General features: G+C 51.4%; 22 protein-coding genes and 1 pseudogene. 3 read left to right on the forward strand and 20 right to left on the reverse strand.

Annotation, left to right across the window (positions count from 1 at the left end):
* Positions 1-18 precede the first annotated feature (18 nt).
* From H3M12_RS10090 to H3M12_RS10130, 9 genes are all read right to left on the reverse strand, one after another.
* A complete protein-coding gene (locus H3M12_RS10090; RefSeq protein ID WP_182150695.1) occupies positions 19-2748 on the reverse strand; it encodes a family 78 glycoside hydrolase catalytic domain in 2730 nt (909 codons plus the stop codon).
* Positions 2749-3074: 326 nt separating this feature from the next.
* Entirely contained in the window at positions 3075-3551 is a 477-nt protein-coding gene (greA, locus tag H3M12_RS10095; RefSeq protein WP_129031672.1) for a transcription elongation factor GreA, read from the reverse strand.
* A 94-nt stretch (positions 3552-3645) separates the two neighbouring features.
* On the reverse strand, positions 3646-4329 hold the full coding sequence (gene udk, locus H3M12_RS10100) for a uridine kinase (RefSeq protein ID WP_129031673.1): 684 nt from the start codon (positions 4327-4329) through the stop codon (positions 3646-3648).
* A gap of 3 nt (positions 4330-4332) precedes the next feature.
* Positions 4333-5469, reverse strand: coding sequence for an endolytic transglycosylase MltG (gene mltG / locus H3M12_RS10105; protein ID WP_404820003.1), 1137 nt, complete (start codon positions 5467-5469; stop codon positions 4333-4335).
* A 169-nt stretch (positions 5470-5638) separates the two neighbouring features.
* The gene (gene pheT / locus H3M12_RS10110; RefSeq protein WP_129031674.1) at positions 5639-8050 is read right to left on the reverse strand and encodes a phenylalanine--tRNA ligase subunit beta; all 2412 of its coding nucleotides are present in this window, start codon (positions 8048-8050) and stop codon (positions 5639-5641) included.
* 9 nt (positions 8051-8059) lie between these two features.
* A complete protein-coding gene (pheS, locus tag H3M12_RS10115; protein WP_129031675.1) occupies positions 8060-9106 on the reverse strand; it encodes a phenylalanine--tRNA ligase subunit alpha in 1047 nt (348 codons plus the stop codon).
* 345 nt (positions 9107-9451) lie between these two features.
* Positions 9452-9808, reverse strand: coding sequence for a winged helix-turn-helix transcriptional regulator (locus tag H3M12_RS10120; RefSeq protein WP_129031676.1), 357 nt, complete (start codon positions 9806-9808; stop codon positions 9452-9454).
* Positions 9809-9848: 40 nt separating this feature from the next.
* Complete coding sequence (locus tag H3M12_RS10125) at positions 9849-10346, reverse strand: HD domain-containing protein (protein ID WP_129031677.1); 498 nt, start codon at positions 10344-10346, stop codon at positions 9849-9851.
* 132 nt (positions 10347-10478) lie between these two features.
* Positions 10479-11249: a TrmH family RNA methyltransferase gene (locus H3M12_RS10130; protein WP_182150696.1), complete on the reverse strand. Its 771-nt coding sequence runs from the start codon at positions 11247-11249 to the stop codon at positions 10479-10481.
* A gap of 107 nt (positions 11250-11356) precedes the next feature.
* On the opposite strand from H3M12_RS10130, the gene H3M12_RS10135 reads away from it, so the two are divergent.
* Both H3M12_RS10135 and yidC read left to right on the forward strand, forming a co-directional pair.
* Positions 11357-11632 (forward strand): acylphosphatase, encoded by a 276-nt coding sequence (locus H3M12_RS10135; RefSeq protein ID WP_129031679.1) that lies wholly within the window; start codon positions 11357-11359, stop codon positions 11630-11632.
* A 106-nt stretch (positions 11633-11738) separates the two neighbouring features.
* Positions 11739-12650, forward strand: a complete 912-nt coding sequence (gene yidC, locus H3M12_RS10140; RefSeq protein ID WP_129031680.1) for a membrane protein insertase YidC — start codon at positions 11739-11741, stop codon at positions 12648-12650.
* A gap of 76 nt (positions 12651-12726) precedes the next feature.
* Here yidC and H3M12_RS10145 read toward each other — a convergent pair whose 3' ends face one another.
* From H3M12_RS10145 to H3M12_RS10155, 3 genes are all read right to left on the reverse strand, one after another.
* Entirely contained in the window at positions 12727-13431 is a 705-nt protein-coding gene (locus tag H3M12_RS10145; protein ID WP_129031681.1) for a hypothetical protein, read from the reverse strand.
* 374 nt (positions 13432-13805) lie between these two features.
* Complete coding sequence (locus H3M12_RS10150; protein WP_129031682.1) at positions 13806-15428, reverse strand: HAMP domain-containing sensor histidine kinase; 1623 nt, start codon at positions 15426-15428, stop codon at positions 13806-13808.
* Positions 15425-16111, reverse strand: coding sequence for a response regulator transcription factor (locus H3M12_RS10155; protein WP_129031683.1), 687 nt, complete (start codon positions 16109-16111; stop codon positions 15425-15427). Before H3M12_RS10155 ends, H3M12_RS10150 begins: the two co-directional genes overlap by 4 nt.
* Before the next feature lie 401 nt (positions 16112-16512).
* On the opposite strand from H3M12_RS10155, the gene adhP reads away from it, so the two are divergent.
* Positions 16513-17529: an alcohol dehydrogenase AdhP gene (adhP, locus tag H3M12_RS10160; RefSeq protein ID WP_129031684.1), complete on the forward strand. Its 1017-nt coding sequence runs from the start codon at positions 16513-16515 to the stop codon at positions 17527-17529.
* Between the two features lie 176 nt (positions 17530-17705).
* On the opposite strand, the gene H3M12_RS10165 is transcribed toward adhP, so the two are convergent.
* The 8 genes and pseudogenes from H3M12_RS10165 to H3M12_RS10200 all read right to left on the reverse strand — a co-directional run bounded on the left by H3M12_RS10165 (position 17706) and on the right by H3M12_RS10200 (position 22826).
* Entirely contained in the window at positions 17706-17954 is a 249-nt protein-coding gene (locus H3M12_RS10165) for a hypothetical protein (protein WP_129031685.1), read from the reverse strand.
* Positions 17955-18446: 492 nt separating this feature from the next.
* Positions 18447-18638, reverse strand: a complete 192-nt coding sequence (rpmF, locus tag H3M12_RS10170; protein WP_182150697.1) for a 50S ribosomal protein L32 — start codon at positions 18636-18638, stop codon at positions 18447-18449.
* Positions 18639-18702: 64 nt separating this feature from the next.
* A complete protein-coding gene (locus H3M12_RS10175) occupies positions 18703-19257 on the reverse strand; it encodes a YceD family protein (protein ID WP_182150698.1) in 555 nt (184 codons plus the stop codon).
* 52 nt (positions 19258-19309) lie between these two features.
* Positions 19310-20479: a nucleotidyltransferase gene (locus tag H3M12_RS10180; RefSeq protein WP_182150699.1), complete on the reverse strand. Its 1170-nt coding sequence runs from the start codon at positions 20477-20479 to the stop codon at positions 19310-19312.
* 2 nt (positions 20480-20481) lie between these two features.
* Positions 20482-21224 (reverse strand): annotated as a pseudogene (locus H3M12_RS10185) (class I SAM-dependent DNA methyltransferase).
* The gene (gene rsfS, locus H3M12_RS10190; protein ID WP_129031690.1) at positions 21221-21577 is read right to left on the reverse strand and encodes a ribosome silencing factor; all 357 of its coding nucleotides are present in this window, start codon (positions 21575-21577) and stop codon (positions 21221-21223) included. The pseudogene H3M12_RS10185 and the gene rsfS overlap by 4 nt, the downstream one beginning before the upstream one ends.
* 18 nt (positions 21578-21595) lie before the next feature.
* Positions 21596-22204, reverse strand: a complete 609-nt coding sequence (gene yqeK, locus H3M12_RS10195; protein WP_129031691.1) for a bis(5'-nucleosyl)-tetraphosphatase (symmetrical) YqeK — start codon at positions 22202-22204, stop codon at positions 21596-21598.
* The gene (locus tag H3M12_RS10200) at positions 22194-22826 is read right to left on the reverse strand and encodes a nicotinate-nucleotide adenylyltransferase (protein ID WP_129031692.1); all 633 of its coding nucleotides are present in this window, start codon (positions 22824-22826) and stop codon (positions 22194-22196) included. The genes yqeK and H3M12_RS10200 overlap by 11 nt, the downstream gene beginning before the upstream one ends.
* Positions 22827-22831 lie beyond the last annotated feature (5 nt).

Genomic DNA, 22831 nt, shown 5'->3' on the forward strand with positions numbered 1-22831 from the left:
TGACCGTTGCAAAAAATCTTATTGTGATTGGCCAAAGGACGTTGTCCCGGCTGCTAGTGTCAGTTCATAGCTGTCCGGTGCCGAGGCCTCATGACTGACCAAATTTAACCGGCGAGCATCTGCTAGCGGAAGTTTAAGGGTCGCTTGCGTATTGACCGGAATGGTCACTTTCAGGCTGGTCAGAGCGGCGCCGTCTGATTGCCAGGCCACTTTAATGGGGCCGTAAACCGAATCCATTTCTCCCGTGACTGTCGTAATCCTGGACTCATCATTATACACCTGTCCCCGGTCAATTTTCGGCGCGATGACGATGGCGTCCTCGCCACGACTGGGAGTAACGTTGATTCCTAACATGGTGGCATACAACCACTGAGCAATCGACCCGTAAGCATAGTGGTTATACGAGTTCATCGCGTCGGGTGAGATGCCTCGTTCTTGCGTGTAAGAGTCCCAGCGTTCCCACAGGGTCGTGGCTCCATTTTTGACCGCTAATAGCCACGAGGGATTCTGGTCACTCAAGAGTAAGTCATAAGCTTGGTCGTTTAGTCCGGCCGCACTCAGTTCGGGAAGTAACACGTTGATTCCCAAAAAGCCCACGGCCAAGGATTTTGCCGGCATCGTTGGCCGACTCGTTTGGTCGTGGTTGTCCACGACCCGTTTCAAGGTGGCGATAGCCCGTTGCTTTTGCGTCTCGTCCGTGAATAGCTGCAATTTCAAAAACCACAGCAAACCAGTCTCCGCATCATCCACGAATGAATACCCCTGAAATGACCGGTCCACCTGATCAGCGGTCCGTGTCAGCAAATGGAACTCTTCCGTCTCATCGTCAGCAACGTATTTTTCTTGGATTTTTGCTCGAACTAACTTAAAGAGGTGGGCATATTGTTGCTGCACCAGATCATCTGCCACGACCCGTGCCATTTTAGTCATCAATTGGGCGGTATAGGCACGGTAGATGAGGTTCATGAACGGTGTCGCTGCCGGCGCAAAACCTAACCAGTCACCGAATAGATGCTCATCGTAAGTCGTTGCCGTTGTCGTCAGCGGCCCAATTTGCCGCATATAAGCCGTTATCTGGGGGTAATACTGGGTCACAAAAGTTTTATCTCCCGTGAACTGATATAACCGCCACGGCAACACGATACCAATGTCCGACCACCCCGCCGCTCTTGCCTGCGCCAATTTCGGTAAAAAGGACTGCGGCATAATGATCTGGTAGGCGGAACCCACCTCGGTTTGGTTGATGACCTTTAAGTAGTGGCCTAAAAACGCCACGCTGTCAAAGCCCATTAAGCCACTTTGCGCAAAAATTTGTGCATCGGCCGTCCATCCGGCTCGTTCGGCCCGGTTGGGCGAATCAATGGGGATCGACAAGTAGTTCGACTGCTCACTAAACTGAATATTCTTAATCAATCGGTTCACAGCCGCATTATTGGTCTGTAACCAAGCCGTCTGGTGAGTCAGCGAGCTGACCGGAATCTGCTGAATAGCCTGAATCGTGACCGGTCCGTCCGTCACCACTTCGACGTAGCGGTATCCATGGAAGGTCCAGCGGGCATTGACCGTGTGGACCTTTTCGTCTTGGGTGTAGAAGACTTCTGCGGACCGGGCATCACCCCCGATTTCAGAGACCAAGTTACGATGGTGCAACGTATTTTTCGGCCCGTCACTTCCGGTCTGCTGGACAACATCCCCCTGACCATCGTTGAGGATCTCTCCCGTGCGCACTTCAATTTTCGTCAGCGCCAACGTATTGGCATGGAAGGTCACGGCTAACGTTGCCGCCATATTTTGGCCAAAATCGAACAATAGACGTTGTTGCCGGTCTGCTCGCCAATCTTCGTGGTGCACATCCACCAACTGAACTGCCCCTAACGGTAGCGTTGCCTTGGAGCCGATTCGGTCTATGCGATAATTGGCGCTTGCGACCGGACTGTTCTGCTGATCCAATAATTCATAGACCTTTGCTTCATGACTGGGGGCTAAAGTCTGCCGCACCGCCGCCTGGTCGATTGGTGGCGTCACTACCGGTTGTAACTCACCAGGAGCTAACCTAAAATCAATGGTTTCACCATCGTAAATATCGTTATCCACGACCCGGTAATCATCGTAGTAGGCCCATTTGTCGGTCTCGGCGCTGGTCACCGTTTGCTGTTGACCATCGGTGTATGTTATCACCAATTTAAAAATCAGGAGTGGTCGTTTGATCCCGTCTGTAAACAAGCTTTCGTAATTTGAAAATTGCGCGATTCGTCCCAAAAAATAGCCCTTGCCGACAGGAATGTTGACGTGATTGTCACGTTTTAAGTCAGCCTGCACATCGTAAGCTTGGTAATTGATGCGAGTATGATAATCCGTCCAACCAGGGTTTAGAATCTCTAAGCGTTCATCCCCGATTGCCTGTAAGTTGTGGTGATTCATCTGTACTGCGTACGCTCCTAATCCCGAAACGTATAGGATTGCCGACGCAACGGCGCTAGGGGTCTGGTGTAACGTAAACTGCCGGGTAAAGACGGGCAAAGCCGTAGCAGGTTGAGCACTGATGAACGGAATCCCCGCCCAATCAGTGGTGGTAAAAAATCCCACCGGCGCTGACGTCACGACGTTGGCGTGATTGTCTTGCACGCTGACTTGCCAGGTATAGTGCTTTTCTGGTGCCAGCGGAAGCGCTTCAAAATAATTATTAATGGTCTGCGCACTCTGGACTTCTGGACTCCGCCAGATCTCCCGGGTCGCGTCAGCAATCACTAATTGAAAAGCGGTTTATGTCACCGTCGCGGGGTCCGTGGACTCCCGGTGTAATTTCCAGCTAAAAGTCATTCCGGCCGTTGCGACCACGATGGGGGTCACGGCATGGTTTAGCTGTAAGGTATCAATCTTCATTTTCCAATCAACTCCAACTTACTTTCAGTTTCATGCTTCAAATGTAATCCATTATAGCATGACCGTTGGCCTAACTTTCCGCTCGACTAGACCATTGGCCATGACCGCTCCGCCAAACACTAACGCAAAAAAGGTTCCCAACACCGGCATCGCTGCCCGCACTGGGAACCTCTTTGACGCTAAACTTATGATTAATCGACTTTCAAGACTTCGACCGTCATGTCACCACCGGGCGTTTCCAGCGTGACTTTTTCGCCTACGCGGTGACCTAATAAGCCCTTGGCAATTGGCGATTCGTTAGAAATCTTCCCCGACATCGGGTCAGCTTCGGCCGCACCCACGATGGTGTATTCTTCGGGATCTTCGTCAGGCAATTCCTTGAACGTTACCTTTTTTCCGACGGAGATTTCGTCCTTGTCGGTGTCATCGTTATCGATGATTTGGGCGTATTGGAGCATGCGTTCGACCGTGCTGATTCGGGTCTCTAACATACTCTGTTCATCCTTGGCCGACTCGTATTCGGAGTTTTCCGATAAGTCCCCGTAGGAACGGGCAATCTTGATGCGGTCGATGACTTTCGGCCGCTTGACCGTTTTAAGTTCTTCTAATTCATTTTGTAATTTTTGTTGACCTTCTTCAGTCATTGGATACATTTTTTCTTCTGCCACAATGGCCACCCCTTTTTCTCACTTAGTCTGAGTTAGCGGTTTCTCCGCCACGACTTGCCGGGTCCGATTCCCGGACTTCACTGACTCCCCCATCTTAAATGGTGGTGTCGGGATTGTCAAAGACTTCCTTGTTGCCGTGTGATTCCAGAATCGCGCGAATCTTAGTCACCAACAGATCGATGGCCACTTGATTCTCGCCGCCTTCGGGTACAATGATGTCCGCGTAACGCTTGGTCGGTTCTACAAATTGATGATACATCGGTTTGACCGTCTTCAGGTATTGGCCAATAACTGATTCCAAGGAACGGTCCCGTTCGTTCATGTCCCGTTGGATTCGGCGAATGATGCGGATATCGTCGTCGGTGTCGACAAAGACCTTGATATCCATCAAATCTCGCAACCGTTCATCGTCTAGAATCAGGATACCTTCCAAGATGATGACGTCACGGGGTTCCTGCAAGATCGTCTGGTCACTTCGGGTGAACCGGTTATAATCATAGACGGGTTTTTCGATGGGTTCGTAGCGCAACAACTGCTTGAGTTGCTCGATCAACAAATCCGTATCGAAAGTCAACGGATGGTCATAGTTGACCGCCCGCCGTTCCGCCATACTCATATCCGACTGGTCCCGGTAGTAGGAATCCTGTTGCAAAATCATGATGGAGTGGCCCACTAACTGATTGAAAATGGCGCGACTTACAGTCGTCTTCCCACTTCCGGACCCCCCGGTGACCCCGATGATGATGGGGCGTTTCTTATCTGCCAATACTGTCGCCATCCTTTACTTATTATCGCCAGCTAAGGAGCTGGTCAATGCTTGGTGTTGATTATACGTCTTAGAGAAATAAACCTTCCCGGTCTTGGTATTGGCAATGAAGTAGTAATACCCCTTGCTTCGGGCCGCGGGATGGAGCACCGCCTTGATTGACGACACACTTGGGTTGTCAAACGGTCCTGGGCCATACCCCGTGTGTACGTAGAGGTTATACGGTGACTTGACTTTCAAATCCTTATAGGTCAACGTCTTCTTGGTCGTCTTCAACGCGTATTGCACGGAAATATCGGACTGCAGAGCCATGTTGGCCTTGATGCGGTTCAAGAAGACGCCGGCAATCTTGTTACGGTCCTTTTGGTTGACCCCTTCACGTTCGACTAACGACGCCAAGGTCAAAGTTTCTTGAACGGTGAGCTTGTTTTTCTTGATGGTCTGGTACTGACCCTGTAAGTTCTGGTCCATCTTAGCAACCATCGACGTGACGATGTCCTTTAAGGTCATCTTCTTGCCAGCCTGGTAAGTTGCCGGAGCCAGGTAACCTTCGAGCCGGTAGCGCACGTGCTTGGCTTTTTTGGCCGAGCTTAACAACCGCGGGTACTTGGCGGCCAACTGGTTAAAGAACTTTTTATTGGTCATCAAGCTCAAGAATTCCTTCTTGGTGAAGTCCGTTTGCTTGGGGATCTCCTTGGCCAACTGGTCGATGGTCTCGCCTTCACGTAACAACACCTTTCCCGTTGCACTTTGAACCGGTTCCGCCGAGCCACCTTGCTGCAACTGCTTGGCAATCGTCTTCAGCGTCATCGAGGGCTTCAATTGGTAATACCCCGCCCGAAAATTCGTAAATTTATGGGATTTCACGTAATAATTGAAGACCATCCCACTCTTGACGATTTTCTTGTCCTGCAGGATCTGACCGATCTTATTCGAGGTTGCCCCCATCGGCACGTGGACCTGCACGACATTTTGGTTATGGGTATCCAACGGCTTTAACGCCGTTTGAAAGTAGTGATACCCGATGATGCCGATTGCCACTGCTAAAATAACTAATAAACTTACCACACCAATCATGATTCGCCGGCCAAACGAACTACGTTTGGGTCCTCTGGCGTCATGCTTAGGCGTAGGATCCGTACCATTATCCAACTTGTTTCCTCCGTTCTATGCCATAATCCCCTATATTATACAGAACTTCTGCGCTCACGAAAACCGGCAAAGCCGACTTTGACCAAAATGTAATCTTTCAAGCCCCACAACGGCTTAGCGTCCCTGCAAAAAAGAGTTTGGGAAGTTCCCAAACTCTTTTACGGGTGGCTTACCGAATTTCGGCACCCAGATCCGATTCTAAGCGTTTCGTGACCTTTTCAAAGGCTTGGTTGACCGCATCATCGACCAACGTCGCCGTCTTGTCCTGATAAGTCAAGGTGTACGCCAGTGACTTCTTGCCGGCTGGCACATTGTCTCCCGCGTAAACGTCAAACAGCTTCGTGGATTGTAAATAAGCGCCACCCCGCCGGTTGATGACCGCCATAATTTGATCATTCGTGACGTTCTCGTCGACTAACATCGCAATATCCCGCGTAATGGCTGGGTAACGGGAAATCACGTCGTACTGGTTCGCGCGTTTTGGCATATCGATAATGGCCTGGAGATTCAAATCAAAGACCATCGTAGCCCCAATCTTAAAGGCTTTAGCCACCGTCGGATGAATCTGACCCATGAAGCCAATCTTGTGCCCGTGAATCAAGATGTCCGCAGTCCGACCCGGATGCATCTCTTTCATCTGCGGGTTTGCTTCAAAGGTCACGTCGCCATTGACCGCCATGTCTTGCAGGTAGGCCTCCACGATACCCTTCAGTTGATAAAAATCAACGGGTTGGGCGGGGTGGTTCCAGGCCTTCGGCAGTAACGTTCCAGTCACAGCCCCGGCAATATGTTCTTCTTCTGCCGGCCGTTCTTGACCGTCTTCACGGTAGAAGACCCGGCCTTGTTCGTACAGCGCCACATCCTTGACCTTCCGGGCCGTGTTGTAGGCGATATCGTCTAACAAGCCGGTGACCAAGTTCATCCGCAAGACCGCGTGGTCCACACTCATCGGCCAAGCCAGCTTCGTGACTTGACTATCAGGATGGGTCAAGAACATTTTGGCTTTATCTTCGGTGGTCAACGCATAGGAGATGGCCTGGTTCAACCCTAAGCCCTCAAGCGAGTGCCGAGTGGCCCGCACTAGACGTTGGGCGGGCGTCAACCGGCCCTGCGTCATCCGGCCGGTCGGTAACGTGGCCGGCAGCTTATCGTACCCGTAGATTCGGGCGATTTCTTCCAACAAATCCGCGGGAATATGGATATCGTTGCGCCGAATCGGGACCGTGACGGTCATTTCGTCGTCAGCCGTTTCCACGGCAAAGCCCAACGTGTCCAAAATATGGGTCACTTGGTCTAAGCTCAATAATGTTCCCAGGACCTGATTGACCCGGGTCAGAGTTAACTTGATGATTGCAGGGTCGGGTTGATTATTACTCCCGACCACCGTTCCAGCTTGGACTTCACCGCCAGCTAATTCGGTGAACAATTGCGCTGCCGCGTCCGCCGCATCTTGAACCCCGGCCTGGTTAACGCCTCGTTCGAAACGTTGGGACGCATCGGTGTGCAGGTTATGCCGTTGGGCTGCCTTACGGATGTGAGTCCGGTCGAAGACGGCCGATTCAATAGCCACCGTCGTCGTCTGGTCGGTAATGGCCGTCGACAGCCCCCCCATGACGCCAGCTAAGGCAATCGGTGCTTTAGCGTCAGCAATCACGATGTCTTGTGGATCCAAGTCATGGTCATTTTCGTCTAGCGTAGTCAGTTTTTCGTCTGCTTGAGCAGCCCGCACATAAACGTCTTGACCATCGAACTTGTCGTAGTCAAAGGCGTGAAGTGGTTGACCGTACTTCAACATCACATAATTCGTCACATCGACCACGTTATTGATGGGCCGCATGCCCGCGTTCCAGAGGCGAATCTGGAGCCACATTGGGCTAGGTGCAATTTTTAAGTTGCGCACCAAGCGCATCCGGTATTGTGGTGCTAAGGCCTCGTCGACGTGCAGCGTCAGTTGGTCCGCCACCGCGGGACCTTCCGCTTTAACTTCAGGCACGTCAAGTTGGACGGGTTGGTCGTAAATGGCCGCTAAATCGCGTAACGTCCCGTTCAAGCTCAGCATGTCCCCCCGGTTCGGCGTGACGTCTAAGTCAATTAAACTATCATTCATGCCTAATAAGTCAAACACGGGAGCGCCTGGCTGGGCGTCAGCCGGTAAGACGTAAATGCCATCCACGTAAGCTTTAGGCACCACGTCTTCGGGAAAGCCGATTTCCTGTAAGGCACAGATCATGCCGGCGGATTCCACGCCGCGCATCTTGGAACGCTTGATTTTTACGTTGTCCGCAATCCGTGAGCCGGGTAAGGCCACGATGACGTTTTGGCCTTCAGCGATATTCGGGGCCCCACAAACGATTTGGGATGGCTCCTCATCGCCCACATCGACCTGGCAAATGTGCAAATGGTCGGAATCGGGATGGGCCTTCACGCTCAAGACGTGGCCCACGACGATTTTCTTCAAGCCGGCACTGGGTTGGACCACGCTGTCGACTTCAACGGAGGTCCGTTCAATCTTTTCCGCCAAGTCAGTGGCAGAAACGTCTAAATCGAGATAATTTTTAATCCAATTGTATGAAATCTTCATGGTTGGCGGTTATCCTTTCTTGGTAAATTGGGTGAGGAAGCGAACGTCATTTAAGTAGAAGTTCCGGATGTCGTCCACCCCGTACTTCAGCATGGCGAAGCGGTCGGGGCCCACCCCAAAGGCAAACCCGCCGTAAACGTCGGGATCGACGCCGGCCATCTTCAAGACGTTCGGGTGCACCATGCCGGCCCCTAAGACTTCGATCCAGCCGGTCTGCTTGCAGACGCTGCAGCCCTTACCACCACAGTTAAAGCAGGTGATATCGGCTTCGACGGAAGGTTCCGTAAACGGGAAGTAGCTTGGCCGTAACCGTACGTCGAACTTGTCACCAAATAGCTCATGGGCCAAGACTTGTAAGGTCCCCTTCAAGTCCGCCATGGTCACGTGCTTGTCAATGACTAAGCCTTCAACCTGGTGGAACTGGTGGGAGTGCGTCGGGTCATCGGTATCCCGGCGATAAACGACTCCCGGAGAAATCATCTTCAATGGGCCTTGCGAGAAATCGTGCTTCTCTAACGTCCGCGCCTGCATTGGTGAGGTTTGCGTCCGCATCAAGATTTCCTTGGTGATGTAGAACGTATCCTGCATGTCGCGGGCCGGGTGGTCCTTCGGCAAGTTCATCATTTCAAAGTTGTACTTGTCCTCTTCGACTTCGGGGCCACTCAAGACCTGGTAGCCCATGCCTAAGAACAAGTCTTCAATTTGGTCGATGATCTGTTGGATCACGTGCGGTTCACCCTTTGCCACTGGGGTCCCTGGTAAAGTCACATCCAGCGCTTCCTTAGCCAAACGGGCGTTCAACGCCGCGTTCTCTAAAGTTTCGCGCCGGTTAGCCACCGCCGTGGTCAAGTCATCGCGCACCTCGTTAGCAAAGGCACCGACTACGGGCCGTTCACTAGCCTCTAAGTCGCGCATCCCCCGCAGCACCTCGGTGATGGGGCCTTTCTTGCCTAACAGGTGCACCCGAATCTCGTTGACAGCCTTGAGGTCCGTGGCCTGTTCAATATCGGCCAACCCCTGCTGTCGCAACGCAGTTAATTTATCTTTTAACGACATCTCATATCCTCCATTTCTGTCTTATCCCAATCCGCAGATGAGGCCACAAAAAAGCCCCGTCCCTCACTAAAGAGGGACGAAGCGCTTCGCGGTACCACCCTGATTCAGCGACTCATTGCGTCGCCACACTCAGACGTGATAACGGTCACTCACCGGTGGGCCATTCATTACGGATGTAAATCCCGGCCACAACTCGAGAACTGAATTCACCGCGTCCGCTTCGAGGTCATCTTCCAATCGTGAACGACCCTCCCTGGCAAAACGGCCCGGTTACTACTTTTCTGTCATCGTTTTTAAGTTAATTGATATCGTTTTAAGGGTAACGGTTTTTTGAAAACCTGTCAACTACTTCTGGTCGTCTTCACACGACCACTTATCGGACCATGCGTGAACCGCAGTCATCACACCCTGCAATTCTTGGCCTTTAGGGGTCAAGCGGTACTCGATCAACGCATTATCCGGATAAGTCTGCCGGAGGACCACGCCGTTAGCTTCCAGTTCCTTGAGTCGTTCGACTAGGACCCGGTCACTGCAGCGCGGGATGTTGTGGGCGAGGTCCCGAAAACGTTGCGGCCCCTCCTGTAACAGGACATCGATGATGAGCCCGTTCCACTTCTTCCCTAAAAAGGAAAAAGTCCGTTCGAAGCGGGGACACAGGGTAAAGTCCACCGGTGACGAGTTTAAAGATGTCATCATTTGCATCAGCAATTTCGCCTCCTATTCCACCCGAACGGCTTAAACGTTAAGCGTTGGGCGTTCCTTTTGCCAGCCACGTGTGAACGTGCTGCCGCGCTGGACCGGAAAACTCGTGGATGGCTTCGTAATCATCCACCAATGACACAATCAGGCTTTCCCGGTACTTCGGCACGGCCAGCGTGGCGCCCCACATATGCTTCAAAATAATGTCTTTTTCCATCGGACTTAAGTCCGTTAATTTCTCCGCGTTACGTAGCGCGACCCGGGGATGGATAAAGGCGTGGGAACCCAAGTTGAACTTCGTGGTCCGCCAATCATAGTAAAATAAATCGTGCAATAAGCCACCCCGAGCGGTCGCCCGGACGTTTAGATGCAGCCGTTTAGCAATCAGGTAACTGTTGTACGAAACCGAAATGGAGTGGTCCAAGCGGTTTGAATGGTGATGTTGTGTGTAATTCGCCAGTCGTTGGACCGGCTCTTTGGCCAACAAATCAGAAACAAGTGCCAGATACTCGGGGTCATCACGCCATGTCAGTTTGGTCATAGAATGCTTCCTTTTCCTTTAAATTTAAAGCTAAAAACTCAATCTTATAGTTACTGTATATCTTAATGCCTTTTGGCCAAAATGCAATCAAAACGCCCCGTTTTCCCGGGGATTAATCATTTCTTATAGAATTTAGCCAAATAGTTGAAACATAACGATTCCAGCGGCCACAGCCACGTTCAATGATTCCGCCTGCCCTTTGATGGGGATATAGAGGTTGCGCGTGGTCAGTTGCTGCAAGTCGGGGGCCATGCCGTTACCTTCGTTACCCATCACGATGGCCCCTGCCGTTAGCGGCGAAACGTCGCGATAGTCCTTAGCCTGAGGATCTAAGTTGGTCCCGTAGACCGGCAAATGCCGGGCCGTAAAGGTTTGAATCCACTCATGCAAATCATCTTCAACTAACTGAATATGAAACTGACTGCCCTGCATCGACCGTAAGACTTTAGGCAGGTAGCGACTGGCGCTCCCCAGTCCAAAGACCACGCCGGTCAAGCCCGCGGCGTCAGCGGTCCGGACCATGGTACCAATGTTGCCCGGGTCTTGGACCTGATCCAAAAAGAGCCAGCCGCCCTGCGCGTCCTGTGGGTTGACCGAAGTCGTCTCCGCCAAGGGTGCCGTGGCAAAGATGCCCTGTGGCGTGTTGGCATCGCCGATGGTCTTGGCGATGCTGTCCGTTAATTCAAAGGTCGCCACGTCGGGGGGGAAGACCGCCGCGTGGGCCGTCAATTGTTCGGCGGTCCCCATGATGGCCGTTAACGCTTGCTTGGCTTTGATGGCCTCCTGGACCAGATGCCACCCCTCTAATAGGTAAGTTTCGGTCTGCTTGCGGCCCTTTTTGGTGGTCAACGCCCGCCACTGCTTGACCCGTTTGTTTTGACTTGATGTAATTTTTTCTCTCACCGTTAGTTGCCCCTATTTTCAATTTTAGGTTAATTCTACCATATCCCTAGGCAGACCGGGACGACCGCTGTATGATAGATATAAACTTTTTTAAAGGGGGCCTTGACGTGCAAACGCAACGTTTCGTGATTTCGGGGCGGGTCCAGGGCGTTGGCTTTCGCTGGACGACGGTCCAGATTGCCCGTCGCCTCGGGGTAACCGGCACCGTGCAGAACCTGCGCTCCGGCCAAGTCGCCGTGGTGGCTAGCGGCAGTGCCGAGCAACTCGCACAGTTTCAAACGGCACTCCAACATCCACAAGCGTCGCCCTGGATTGACGTCGTCGATTTGGCCGTGACGGACTTGCCCGTCCACCGCTTTACTGATTTTTCAATAATTATTTGAAAAAGCCCGCCAAATCAAGTAATATGTTGGGTGTTCACGGCGTTTACGCCGCATGGGGACGGTCACGTCGCCCATTGTTAACTAATGAAGGGGTTCAAGAAAACACATGAAAATCTCCAAGAAATTTTCGGCTACCGCCGCCTTAGCGGGGTTGGCACTGGTCCTAAGTGGCTGTGTCCAAACCAAGAACGGTAAGCCTTACGGGTTCGTCTACGACTACCTCGCCGTCCCCGGCCAACACGTGATGGACTGGCTGGCCAGCATCTTTTCTGGCAGCTATGGTTGGGCCATTATCATTTTGACCGTGATCGTCCGGATGGTCCTCTTGCCAATCATGGTCAAGCAAATGCGCAACGCCACGATTCAACAGGAAAAGATCTCGATGATTCGGCCACAAATGGCCGCCTTACAGAAACAACAAAAGGCCGCCAAGACCCAGGAAGAACAAGCCGCCGCGGGGCAAGCCATGATGGCGTTGTACCGCAATAACGGTATCAGCATGACTGGTGGAATCGGGTGTTTACCCCTCCTGATCCAAATGCCAATCTTTGCCGCTCTGTACGCCGCGATTCGCTACTCTCCGGAATTGTCTAAAGCGGTCTTCATGAACATCCCGCTGGGAAAGGCGAGTTGGATTTTAGCGTTATTGTCCTTCCTGTCCTACCTGTTACAAAGTTACCTCTCCATGTTGGGGTTGCCACAGGAACAAAAGAAACAAATGCGCTACACCTTGCTTCTCTCACCCGTGATGATTCTCTTCTTCACTATGAATTCACCAGCCGGATTAGGGTTATACTTCTTCGTCGGGGGCCTCTTCGCCTGCCTGCAAACGTTGATCATCAACTTCTATCGGCCACGGATTCGCCGCGAAATTAAGGAAAAGATGAAGGACCAACCGGCACCCGTCATGCCAACGCCAGTCAAACCAGCGGCTAAGCCCGAACAGGCCGCCGCGGAGACTCACACGCACAACCGCAACCGAAATCGGAACGCGGGTAAGCAACAACATCACCACTAATCATATAACTTGATACTTAAAACGGTCACCCGTTCTCGTGTTTGGAGAACGGGTGACCGTTTTTTGACGTGCTTGACTAATCGTTATTGCGTGAAGAATTGTAACTGGCACTGGCCGCAAAAATCGTCGACGCGATGGCCCAATTTTTGGCCGCGCGGGCGTTGATCTCGGCTTGATGACTCGATTCGTAAATGGAGTCCGCCTTGCTAATCATTTTATCATGATAAAGATCGTCTTCTAAAGCGTTGAGCGCTTCCTTCAAGTCATCGGCGCGACCGACGGACACGATGTCGTACAGCCGTGATGGGTACCCGTAATAAAGGTACTTTGCCGGATAGTTGAACGCCGTACCTAAGCGCTTCAAGTTGGTGTTCGCTTGATTGATCTTTTGGTTGTCCACCGCTAGGACTCGCTGCCACCCCTGACTCTTGGGCAGCAGGCGGTTGACCTCATCCGCCACGTACTTTGTTTTGATTCGGAAACATAGTGCCGGTAGTCCTACGATTACCAGACAAACGATGAAGCTCTGAAAAATACCTGTAAAAAAGCCATCTTCCCTGAACACCATCATATAGAAAAGAACCATTAGCACACCAAAGACCGTCCAAAAGCCCTTTTGATATTTTTCATGGGCTTGTTGTCCCAAACGGGCCTGCCAACTGGACCGATCCTGATTTCTTTTTTGAAGGGTCTGGGCGTACATGTTGAATCCCCGACTTAAAATGGCTAACGCGTCGAGCAACTCTTGCTTGCTCAGACTATGTATATCTTGTTGTTCCAAGGTGAATCTCTCCTTATACCAGCAATTTTATGGTTGCTGCGCTTCACCATTAATTGATCATCCCCAGTTTTCAAAAAATGCGAGCACCGTTTGCTGACGAGTCTGGACTCGTCACGGGTGGGCTACCACCTCCTTTGACTGTAACGTCAACCCCCTTACCCTAACACCTTCTGACCTGTTGACTTTTCAATCTTAATACTATAAGTCTCACCCTTATTCGTCAACCGGCCATCACCGTTAACGTTCCCCGATAAAAACGGCCACACCTCAGTAAACTACTGACATGTGGCCGTTCATTTTCTATATTTATGCAGCTAACAATTTCAGGTACTAAACCCGCTAAATCCCCAATTTCATCATTTTCACGCAGGTGATTAGTCCTTGGGGGACGTATCGTGATTGGTATCGTCTTTAGGCGCATCTTCTAGCAACTCGGACTTGATGCCCGGAATCCCGTTATTAGCAGCTTGGGCCTGTTGTTTCTTACGTTCGAGTGTTTTCGCCGCTTTGGCCGACAAAATCGGTAATGAGATGCGGAAGACCGAGCCGTGGCCCACGGCACTCTCAATCGTGATGTTCCCGTGGTAGCCCTCAATCAACCGTTTAGCGATCGACAAGCCTAACCCGTTACCACCCTTAGTCCGGGAACGCGCCTTATCGACCCGGTAGAACCGGTTGAAGACCCGTTCACGGTTGGCCTGCGAGATGCCTTCCCCGAAGTCTTGGACCGCGATTTCCACGTTGCGCGTGTCGCGTTCGTAGGACAAGTGGACTTCCTTGCGCGTGGTGGAGTATTTCACCGCGTTATCCAGCAGAATAATCAAAATCTGTTCCAAGTGATTGCGGTAGATCTGCGCTTGAACCGTCTCGTGGACATCGTCATCCAAGATAAAGATGAAGTCCGGATGAATCATCTTGAAGTTGTCGTAGACTTGGTTGACCACTTCGGTGACGTCGGTGACGTCGTTGGTAAAGGTGATTTCGATTTGTTCGGCCCGTTGCAAGTCGAGCATCTCTTGGACCAGGCTCTTCATCCGCTTGGTCTCTTGTAACGAAGCCTGAATCGATTCGTTCAGGACTTCTGGGTCGTCCTTGCCCCACCGGTCGAGCATCTCCATGTGGCCCTGAATGATGGCCACCGGTGTGCGCAACTCGTGGGACACATCTTCGACGAACTGCTGTTGCTGGTCGATGTAGCGTTGCGTGGTGTCAATCATGTCGTTCAACAGCTCCGTCAAGTCGCCCAGTTCATCGCTTCGCTTAGATTCGGGAACCCGTTGATCCGTTTGTGGGTCGTCGCGCACCGCATCGATGGTTTCACGAATCGCGTCGATGGGTCGCAAGAGAAACGACGCTAAAATGTAGCTAAGGACCGCCGCGGCCAACGCCGCAATCAAGCCCAGTACGATAACCACCTGAATCAAAGTGGTCCGGGTCTCACGATAATCTTGCAAGGTATCGACGACCTGAACGTATCCAATCGTGCGGTTATTTTTCTTCGAATGGATAGGCGCGCGACCAATCAGGCCGGGGCCGTTTTGAACCCTTTGGGATCGAACGTGTTGCTTTGTCGCGGCCTTGAAGGTCACGTTCGGGGTATCACGGCTACTGAACAACTGCTGGCCGGCACGATTGTAGACCACAACGGTCTGACTGTCACGCGCCAGACTAGTAATCACGGCGTTGTTGTACGGGGTGCGGGGGTCTTTGCCCTGTTGGAACGTAACCGCCTTAGGCCGTAACAGACTATTCACACTTTGACTATCCAAGTCTTGACTTTGGGTCTCAAGTTTTTCGATTACCACGTTCAAGGTATCATTGACGTGACTGCGCTCCTGACGCATCAAAACCGTCATAAAACTGTTGAAAATCAGGATGGCAATGACGCTAAAAATCACCAAAACCGCCGCGGTCGTGGCAATCGTCCACTTCCACTTTAAGGAAAAACGGAAGGCCGCTTTTTGCGGTGCTTCCGTTTCAACATCGGGTTCTCTCATGAACGCATCACGTACCCCGTCCCCCGGACCGTCTGAATGTAGCTCTTCTGGCCAGGGACATCAATTTTGTTGCGTAAGTACCGGACGTACACGTCCACCACGTTAGTCTCGACTTCGGACTCGTAGCCCCACACCTTGGTGAGTAACACGTCTCGAGCCAAAACCACGTTGACGTTTTCCATCAACGCTAGCAGAAGTTCGTATTCCCGCTTGGTCAGATTGATGACCTCGTCGCCGCGGCGCACGATGCGATTTTCTTTTTCAATGGTCAGGTCCTTGAACTTGACTGTTGTCTGCTTAGTGCTCTTCTGTTCACCTTCAAGGTGAATCCGCCGGAGCAACGCCCGGACGCGGGCCAACAGTTCTTCGATGGCAAAGGGCTTAACGATGTAATCATCGGCACCGTGATCTAAACCGGATACTCGGTCAATCACGGAATCTCTGGCCGTCATCATAATGATAGGCGTACTTTTCATTTCGCGTACCCGCCGAGCCACTTCAATACCGTTCAGTTCGGGTAACATCAGGTCTAATAAGATGACGTCGAAGTCTTGGGACAACGCTGCGTCCAATCCCGTGCGACCATTAAATTGCACGTTCGTGTCGTATCCTTCGTGCTTGAGTTCCAACTCCACGAAACGAGCGAGATTCTTTTCATCTTCAATAATTAAAATTCGACTCATTACTCTTTAACTCCTCTAGGGCGATTTAGCTGTGTTCGGGAAGCCAATACTCATTAATTCCGCGAACAACCGTGATTCATTCCAATATTTAATTTTATCATATTTCACTCTAATTGTGCGGCTTTTACATCACCCTTCTGAGAGAATTCAATTTAGCGTAATTAATGAGCAAGCCACGAAACAGCAACCGGTTGCATACAATTTTTTTGTTATTTTGAAAGGTTCAGAAAACGTTTTCTTTCACAAGACAGGAAACTCAACTCCCCTTGTTATGCGGCCGTATTGGCCCGCATTCATTCAGGGGCACTAAGTTTTTTATTTATTGTTCATTTTTTCACTTGAATTTGCTCATTTTTTAAGTATACTAGGACTGTAGACAAAAAAGAAAAGGGGTTCTTTTCATGAAAGCTGCTGTTATTCGCGATTCTGTTGATGGGTATGTTGATATTAAGGATGTTACCTTACGGCCAATCACCCACGGTGAAGCCTTAGTCAAGATGGAATATTGTGGTCTCTGTCACACCGACTTACACGTAGCTGCCGGTGACTTTGGCAAGCAACCAGGCCGGATTATTGGGCACGAAGGTGTCGGTCGGGTCATCCAAGTCGCTGACGACGTGGACAACTTGAAGATTGGTGACCGGGTTTCCATTGCTTGGTTCTTTAAGGGCTGTGGCCACTGTGAATACTGCTTGACCGGTCGGGAAACGTTGTGCCGCAACGTTAAAAACTCCGGCTTCACGGTTGACGGTGCGATGGCGGAAGAATGCATCGTGGACGCTAACTACGCGGTCAAAGTCCCAGAAGGCTTGGATCCCGTTGAAGCCACTTCCCTCACCTGTGCTGGGGTGACCATGTACAAGGCCTTAAAGGTCGGTGAAACGAAACCCGGTCAATGGGTCGAAGTCGTTGGCTGTGGGGGCTTAGGGAACTTAGCCGTTCAATACGCCCACAACGTCTTCGGTGCTCACGTGGTTGCCGTTGATGGGAACCCCGACAAATTAGCTGCGGCTAAGAAAGATGGTGCCGAGGTCTTAATCAACCGGCACGACAACAATGTGGCTGAACAGATTCAAGAAAAAGTCGGCGGCGTTAACAATGCTCAAATCACGGCCGTTACGCCCGACGCCTTTACCCAATCTGTTAACGCGCTACGTCCCGATGGCAAGTTAGTTGCCGTGGCCTTACCACAAGGTGACATGCAACTGAACATCGCTAAGACGGTCCTAGACGGTATCTCTGTACGTGGCTCCTTAGTCGGGACCCGGCAAGACTTAGCCGAAACCTTCCAGTTCGGTGCTGAAGGCAAGGTTCACCCAATCGTTCAAACCCGGCGGTTGGATGAAGTCAACGACATCATCGATGAAATGAAAGCTAACTCGATCGTTGGCCGGATGGTTGTCGACTTCACTAAATAATCCTATTAATTCATGATAAACCATCAAAGGGAACGAGAAATCAAATTTCTCGTTCCCTTTTGAGTTGTCTTGGCTTTATGCTATGTCAAAAAGATGGTCGTTCACCATCATCGGGTAATCAAGTACCCTAAAAATTGGCGGCCCATTCGTCTTAAGAACGAGTGCGATGCCACTGCTTATTTTCCGCTGAATTTCCCCGATTCGCCTGTTTTTAACGACTTAGCGTGCGATTGCGTCAGGTGAGACTCGTGATTATCCCAATCGGTAAACGCGTCTCCAGCTTGGGCCAGCATGGCCAAAACAAAAACTAAACCACCCAAGATATCGCCATGGCGCAAAACAATCAATGCTAAAACGACCCACAGCAAAAATATGTAAAAGCTTAAATTGCGATAAAACCGCCAATTGAAATGAATTCGTAGCATGTGACCCGCTCCTTCTTCAAGTTATGCCCTAGCTCAAAAATACTTATGCTACCCTAACTTTCAATACCCTCAGTGTACCACGAATCCCAATGGAATTAGCTAAGATTTCCTCCTGTTTTTTCTATTTTTTCTTAACTTGCGTGACCAGCTTTAAGGAGCTAATTTATATCTTAGTAGTTCTACAAAATCATCGCCCCCAAATAAAGTAAGCCTAAAATAATTAAAAAATATATCTCATTTTTCCCTTCGTATTTCTGAAAAACGCCAGTCCTGGCATCAATAGAAAGCTGTATTTCTTAATATTAGCACTTACCCGGTGACGTTATTAAGCGACGCAAAAACAAACGCTATGTCAATGATTTATGACCATAAAGAAAAGGAACTCTATTCGAAAATGAACTGGATTCCGCTAAAACGCCTCATCAACACTGGTTGACCAAGAACCAAAAAACTCCCAGAAGCCGCGGACTTCATGGGAGTTTTTCGTTTGGTTTAGTTGTTGCTTGCGTTCTTCGTTGCAACGACCTGACGGCCATCGTAGAAGCCACAGCTTGGGCAAACCATGTGAGACTTACGTAATTCTCCACAGTTTGGGCAAGGGGTCAAGCCAGGGACATTCAACTTAATGTGACCCCGACGCATCCGCTTTTTCGTCTTAGACGTTTTCCGTGCTGGTACAGCCAAAGAAAACACCTCCTTTAATTAAAATTATCCACTAGTGAAAAAATTTTTAAGGCTTACAAAGTGACTACTTATCATCCTGATCAGGGAAGAAGTCTTTGAGCTTTGCAAGACGTGGATCAACTGATTGATGTTCCGCCTCGACCTGATCGAGATCCGCTTCACTGACAACTTGCCAGTCCTGCCCTTCAGGCATTGCGGAACCCTGTTTCTCAGCGTCAGACAGAATGTGCATTGGAATCTGCAAAATAAGGTTATCACCGACGGCTTTGTTAAAATCAATCACGCCATCGGGGACGACCATCACAACATCGGTCTTCTCAAACCGTTGCGTTGCGGCGGCGTCCGCGACATAGTACTCAGTCATTTGAAAATCAACTGGTAGCTTCACCGGTGTCAAAGACCGGCTTGACGGTACCGTTAGGACCGCCTTGACCTGCGCGACGACCATCACATCTCCCCCGGAAACGACGGACACTAAGCCCTTCGTCTTCACCGGACTGAGATCTAAGACCTCATCTCCGTACCGAGCCTTCAAATCAGCCGTTAAATCTAACGTCTCCTCAAAGGTCAGCGGGTCATTGCGGTGGGTCTTACGTAACTCGGTCAACGACCATTTCATCGTTATCCCTCCAATGCAACGTGATAAATTATACCTGTCAACAGATTTGATGTCAAGGGAATTTCCTTGATAGTCCCGGAGAATCGGGAAACGCGACCGGCACCCGACCGTTATCCTGTGCGATACCGGTCACTAGCGTGCGGACGTTGCCCGCCCGATCATCGAGAGCACCGACCCCGCGTTGCCAATCCCGGTCGGAATGACTCACGATTGGCAGCGTCACACTCTTCTTGATTTGGTGCAGATAGTGACGCCCCGCCGTGCGATAGCCCAGGACCCGCAAGTACTGCGGGCCGGTCAGCATCTCGGCTGGCTTAGTCTGCAGCAACACCGATGCAGCCTGCCGCTGTAAGCGGGTGTAGGTGTAGCGCTTGGTCTTCACCGCGTGCATGAAGCCCGCAAAGCTTGTCGCCGGTAGTGCGGCCTGCTTCAAGCGGTACTCAACGCCTTCCGATAGCTGATACAACTGGTGCAAATCGCTCACAGCCCCGCTAACCAGCTCATAGCGCAATAATGGCCAGAAGTCGGCCCAACTGGTCAATTGACTGGTTTGGAGCCGCTCCAGGGTCGCTGGGGGCACCACCGGCGCCACGGCAGCCCAATCTCCAGCTAGTGCCGCCGTGCGAATCGCACTGGCACTGGCAAAGGCCGTATCGGCCGCAATGGTTTGGTCGGTGTGTTGACTGCCCCGCCGCGCTAAGGATAACAGCGTCAACGGGTCTCCCTGCCGGCGGTTCGCCAACGCGTAGAAGAAGCCTAAGATGTCGTTCGACGCGTTCAGGGTGATGCCGGTCTGCTCACGCAAATAGCCCTGAAAGAGGCTGGCGTAAGTCTGATCAAAACGTTTGAACGTCGTCGGATCGGTGGGCAGGTGAGCCATCAACCGGTCATAATCCAAATCGGGGTGTTCAGTGCCAAAGGCTAACCACCGGCAACCTAACGCGGCAAGTACCTGGACGCCGCCGGCCGCAAACAAATGAGCCGGTTGCAGGGCACTGGCGGTCGGTAGTTCGATGACCAAATCGGCTCCACCCGCTAACGCCAGTTCGGTGCGTTGCCACTTATCCAGTAACGCCGGTTCCCCGCGTTGGACCCAGTTACCACTCATGGCGACCACTAAGACGTCTGCGTGAGTCGTGGCCTTGACACGACGAAGTTGGTCAGCGTGCCCGTTATGAAACGGATTATATTCAGCGATAATGCCCGCTGCTTGTAACGTCATGCTTACGCCTCCCGCGTCACTTCAAAGAACCACCGGGTCGTGTGGTCGTCAATCGGTTGTTGGCCAAAGTCAGCACTGACCCGTTGTAAAGTTAAGCCAGCTTGCGCCAAGGCGCGCCGATAATCAGCTAATTCGTACGTCCGTTCATGGTGAAGTTCCGTCACTTTCCGATAAGCCTCATCGCCTTGATCCTGAGTAAAAAAGGTCAACTCATGTTCGACCGCGTGGGCCTCATCTTCGAGGCCATAACTTTGCCAGAGAAAAGCCCGGTGGTCGTCAACGTAATTATACATGTACCCCGGGTAGACGTCATCCGTTTGGTATGGCGTGATGACGTCAAACAAAAACTGTCCGCCAACCTGCAAGTGGTCGTGGATTTGCGTGAAAGCCTGGGTCAATTCGTTTAGGTCCGTTAGGTAGCAAAATGAGTCGGCAAAACAGGTCACGGTCTGGTACTGCCCGATATCCTGCAAGTCCAACATGTTTCCCGCCATCAACGGGAAGGTCACCTGGGCCTCTTCAGCGTGCTCTGCGGCCAACGCCAGCATTTCTTCGGACAAATCCAAGCCACTAACCTGGTAGCCACGCTGGGCTAGTTGGACGCCTAAACGACCACTGCCACAGGCCAGATCCAGCAAGTTGCCGCTAGCCGGGTCGACCCGTGAGGCCACAAAATCCAGCCATTGGGTGTACATGGCTGGATCGAATAACTCATCGTAAAGCTGGCGAAAGACTGGTAGATCACGCTTCGACCCAATCGCTGAGGTCAACGAGCGGCGCGTCACCCCACAGCTTTTCCAAATTGTAGTGGGCCCGTTGTTCCTTTTGAAAGACGTGGACGACCACGTCACCTAAATCCAATAGGATCCAACTGGCATTGTCCTTACCTTCGATGTCCCGAATCTGGACGTCGTTAGCAGCCATTTGGTCGTTGATTTCGTCAGCAATGGCTTTGACCTGCCGACTGGAGTTAGCTTCCATGATGAGGAAGTAGTCAGCCATCAGACTGACCTTTTGCATGTCTAGTGCGACCATGTTTTCGGCCCGTTTGCTTTCGGCGGCCTTCACCGCAATTTCTAATAGTGCTTTACTTTCCATATAGTTTTTGTTCTCCTCTCAAACGTTGGGATAACGGCGAATCCAGGCGTTATACGCCAAAATCGACTGCGGATAGATGGGCTGACCCTGACTGACCAAATAAGCCAGCGTGTGCTTAGACTGGTAGGTCACCCCGAGTTGCAGTTGCTGAGCCGTCAACTCGCGAGCGCGGTCGACCCCCGGAAAATTCCGGGCAGATTCGATAAAGTCGGCCATATAGACCACTTGTTCCAACGGGGTCATGTATTCTGCTCCCGTGGTGTGGTGGCGAATAGCATTTAAGATGTCTTCATCGGTCACGCCGAGTTCACGTTTGACGAACTCAGCTCCCACGACACCGTGCCAGATGGCGTTACCGTAGTCTAATAAATCGGTGGTCAATCGGTACTGATGAATGGCGTCGATAAAGTCTTGGTCCGGGCGCTGCTTAGCGTAATCGTGGGTCAAGCCCGCGATACTAGCATGCTCCACGTCAACGTCGTTAGCCTGAGCCAACTGAATGGCCGTTTGCTCCACGCGTAATACGTGTTGGTAGCGCGCATCATCTAATTGGGCCTTGATCTTGGCCAATAGTTCCGTACGCGTGCCCGGAAACAGCTGCTGCGTATACGTTAATTCAGTCACGATATAACAGATGCTCCTTTATATATAAGTCCACCATGGTGGGAACCAGATATCGAATCGATTGATTATTGCGCACCCGTTGTCGAATCATGGTCGAACTAATCCCAATATTAGGCACATCGACCCATAAAACCGGGTACGGCGATTCGTGGGCGTACCCCTGCCGGCAAACGCCGACAAACTGGACCAGCTTGACTAAGTCGTCAATCCGGTACCACTTCGGCAAATAAGCGACCATGTCGCCCCCAATAATGAAGTAATATTGGTTTTCGGGGTGCTGTTGCGTCAGCTGGCGCATGGTATCGTAGCTGTAACTGCGACCACCACGGTTCACCTCGGTCAATTCCAAGTTGAACTGGGGGTTATCCGCAATCGCCGCACGGACCATGGCCACCCGGTCAGTTGCCGGGATGGTCAACTTGCGGTCCACGTGCGGCGGCTCAGCGTCGGGCATAAATAAGACCTGATCCAAGCCGAGTTGCGTCGCCACTTGATCAGCAATCACGAGGTGCCCCAGGTGTGGTGGATTGAACGTCCCACCCAAAATGCCGATACGCCGTTTTTTGGCGGTAGCGGTCATTTGGGTGACGACCTGGGTGCTCGTGCGCTCTGAAATCTTAACCACGCTGC

It is taken from the genome of Levilactobacillus suantsaii (assembly GCF_014069315.1).
In the GTDB taxonomy this organism is placed as follows: domain Bacteria; phylum Bacillota; class Bacilli; order Lactobacillales; family Lactobacillaceae; genus Levilactobacillus; species Levilactobacillus suantsaii.

Coding starts and splice junctions, on each gene's coding strand:
- H3M12_RS10175 (WP_182150698.1), bottom strand. CDS start 19,257: ATGAAATGGTCGTTGACCGAGTTACGTAAGACCCACCGCAATGACCCG.
- udk (WP_129031673.1), bottom strand. CDS start 4,329: ATGGCGACAGTATTGGCAGATAAGAAACGCCCCATCATCATCGGGGTC.
- H3M12_RS10180 (WP_182150699.1), bottom strand. CDS start 20,479: ATGACGTTACAAGCAGCGGGCATTATCGCTGAATATAATCCGTTTCAT.
- yidC (WP_129031680.1), top strand. CDS start 11,739: ATGAAAATCTCCAAGAAATTTTCGGCTACCGCCGCCTTAGCGGGGTTG.
- H3M12_RS10150 (WP_129031682.1), bottom strand. CDS start 15,428: ATGAGAGAACCCGATGTTGAAACGGAAGCACCGCAAAAAGCGGCCTTC.
- H3M12_RS10125 (WP_129031677.1), bottom strand. CDS start 10,346: ATGACCAAACTGACATGGCGTGATGACCCCGAGTATCTGGCACTTGTT.
- rsfS (WP_129031690.1), bottom strand. CDS start 21,577: ATGGAAAGTAAAGCACTATTAGAAATTGCGGTGAAGGCCGCCGAAAGC.
- H3M12_RS10165 (WP_129031685.1), bottom strand. CDS start 17,954: ATGCTACGAATTCATTTCAATTGGCGGTTTTATCGCAATTTAAGCTTT.
- adhP (WP_129031684.1), top strand. CDS start 16,513: ATGAAAGCTGCTGTTATTCGCGATTCTGTTGATGGGTATGTTGATATT.
- H3M12_RS10155 (WP_129031683.1), bottom strand. CDS start 16,111: ATGAGTCGAATTTTAATTATTGAAGATGAAAAGAATCTCGCTCGTTTC.
- H3M12_RS10120 (WP_129031676.1), bottom strand. CDS start 9,808: ATGCAAATGATGACATCTTTAAACTCGTCACCGGTGGACTTTACCCTG.
- pheT (WP_129031674.1), bottom strand. CDS start 8,050: ATGAAGATTTCATACAATTGGATTAAAAATTATCTCGATTTAGACGTT.
- pheS (WP_129031675.1), bottom strand. CDS start 9,106: ATGTCGTTAAAAGATAAATTAACTGCGTTGCGACAGCAGGGGTTGGCC.